The 2,657-nt window shown below is 32.7% G+C and carries 2 protein-coding genes; both read left to right on the top strand.

What is annotated here, in order from left to right:
- Positions 1–542 precede the first annotated feature (542 nt).
- The gene (locus ACWCL1_RS08880; RefSeq protein ID WP_454546558.1) at positions 543–1,496 is read left to right on the top strand and encodes a protein rep; all 954 of its coding nucleotides are present in this window, start codon (positions 543–545) and stop codon (positions 1,494–1,496) included.
- A gap of 27 nt (positions 1,497–1,523) precedes the next feature.
- The gene (locus tag ACWCL1_RS08875; RefSeq protein WP_454546557.1) at positions 1,524–1,760 is read left to right on the top strand and encodes a hypothetical protein; all 237 of its coding nucleotides are present in this window, start codon (positions 1,524–1,526) and stop codon (positions 1,758–1,760) included.
- The last annotated feature ends 897 nt before the right edge of the window (positions 1,761–2,657 follow it).

Raw genomic sequence — 2,657 nt, 5'->3', positions numbered from 1 at the left:
CTTCTATTTTTGTTAGGTATAAAAATATTAAATTGCATATAAAATCTGTTAGACGGAAAATATGAGCTTTTAAGTACAACAAAAAACTGTCTCGAGGTATTAACGGGACAGTTTTTTGTTGCGTTCAAAGTATAGTTATCGTATGCATACATAGGGGGAATGATAAATATACTTTACTTTTTTATTGTAATTTATGAGGGGGGGGGGTGTGTCAAGAGGGTGTGTTGATTTTTTGTAAAGGGGAGCGAAATTTATTTCGCGAAGGGGGAAGAATTCCCCCTAAATTTTTCCAATTTTGGAAAAATTTCTACTTGTCTTGATACTATATAGAAACAACTTTGTTTTCAAAAATAGCCTTGACACTTAGAGCATCAAGGCATAACATTACATTTATTAGGTCAAAAAAATAGTTCCACCCGGTCAGTGGAACAAAAACTCTTAAATCGGTTATTATGATATCAGTAAATAGCGATAAAAACAAGTTATTTTGATTAAATTAATGATTGAGGTTCTTTTGCCGGGTGGTGGAAAGGACTTTTTTTATGCAAGAGATTTTAAAAGATGTCGATAAATTTGGAAATGAACGACCATGGAAAGATAAAAAGTTAGCTAATTTGACGTATGCGGAGTATTTACGTATTTTAGCGTTCAAGAAAGCACATAACGTAAAAGAGTGTGGAAATGTATTAACTTTTCGTAAAACGGCTGAAAATGGCTCTCAGAGACATTTAAAGCTATATCAAACATGGTTCTGTCATGGGAGATTGTGTCCGATGTGTAATTGGCGAAGAAGAGTTAAGCAAAGTGGCGAATTAAAGCAAATTTTAAGTGAGGCAGTTAAAAAAGAGCCAAAAGGGCGGTTTATCTTTTTAACATTAACGGAGAAAAATGCGGATAGTGAAGATTTAAAACAAGCTTTGCGTGAGATGACTAAGGCTTTTACCAAATTAATGAATTATAAAAAAGTGAAACAGAATTTACTGGGGTATGTGCGATCAACGGAAATTACGGTTAATGATGAGCGTGGTGATTATCATCAACATATGCACGCTATTTTATTTGTAAAAGCTGGTTATTTTAAAGGAACAGGTTATATTTCTCAAAAAGAGTGGGTGAAATTATATCAGCGAGCTAGAAAGCTTGATTATGCGCCAAGTGTCAGGGTTGAAGTAATTAAACCAAATCAAAAAAAGGGTAAAAATAGTTTAGTGGCTTCGGCGTATGAAACGGCGAAGTATCAAGTTAAAGATAGCGATGTAATCACGGGAGAAGTTGAGCGTGATTTAAAAGTGGTTGAAACCTTGGAAAAGGCGTTAAAAGGTACAAGAGCCATTGCATTTGGTGGTATTTTGAAAGAAATTCGACACGAATTAGGGTTTGACTCCAAGAAAAAAGAAGATGATTTAATCAATGTTGATGAAAATAGTGCAGAAGAAACTGTCGAAGAAGTTGTTGCCAAGTGGGACAATTTGCGAAAAAATTATTTTTGGGTTTAGAGTATATTAAGTTTAGGAGGTGATATTATGGAAACTTGTTCAATTTGTGGAAAAGAAATTAGTACTAATGCTGATGAAAGTTTTCAATATTATGATAAAAGTTGTGGGGAACATATTTGTTTGGAATGTATTCAAAAATATGATACTTGTTCACGGTGTGAAGAATTAATTATTGATTCTTCTGATGTTGAATCTTATAAAAATAAAGGGTCTTTTTTATGTGAACGTTGTTATGAAGAAATATATAAAGAAGAGCATGAATAAGTAACGAAAAATAGCATTTTAATTAGATGCTGTTTTTTTTGTTATTGTTGTTTGTTTTTTGTTTGAGTGAAGCGAAATCTCTTACGAATTTAGAAGCACAAAACAATCGAATTTATGAGAGTGTGTAAGTGCGCCTTTTAGGATAATTTTAGAAATCAGTAAATGAGCAAAGCGAGCTTTTACTGCGCACATACACATAAAGATAAATCTTTATGTAAATAGTGCTTAAAAGTGTGAGAAAATTCGCTTCGCTCAAGGATAAAAAATAAAGTGATTTTTTATAAGAGTTAATAAATGCAAATTAAATATTTTAGCAAAATGAAAATTAGAAAAATGAGTTCAAAGCGGAGCGATTGAACAAGTGGAATTGAGAGTCAAGGGGCATTACGCTTGGAGCGAAAGCGGAAAGGCAACCCTTGACCGAAAAGAAAAAAGACCCTAAGAGCAGGGAAAACAAATCTTTTGTTTTCCACGCTCCTGAAAGGCGGGGGTAAAAGCGGTCAAGCTGGCATCAGCTTGCGGAGGTTTGGGCAACGTTGCCCAAGAATTTAGGTATAAAAAAGTCTAATAATAATTTATTAGACTTTGGGAAAAGGTTTATATAATGAAATATGTTATGGACATAAGTAAAAGTAAGATACGGGAAATTTTAGTCTTTATCGACTACTTAAATAATAACATTAGTTATAATGAGTGGGTTATTAAGATGTTTGTTGTTTTATAATTCTTAACTTTTTAGCTATGCTTTTATATGGCTATATTATGCTTTTTGAGAGCTTCTATTTTTGTTAGGTATAAAAATATTAAATTGCATATAAAATCTGTTAGACGGAAAATATGAGCTTTTAAGTACAACAAAAAACTGTCTCGAGGTATTAACGGGACAGTTTTTTGTTG

The organism is Ligilactobacillus sp. LYQ135 (genome assembly GCF_053711055.1).
This window is presented reverse-complemented; position numbering and strand designations above follow the sequence as displayed.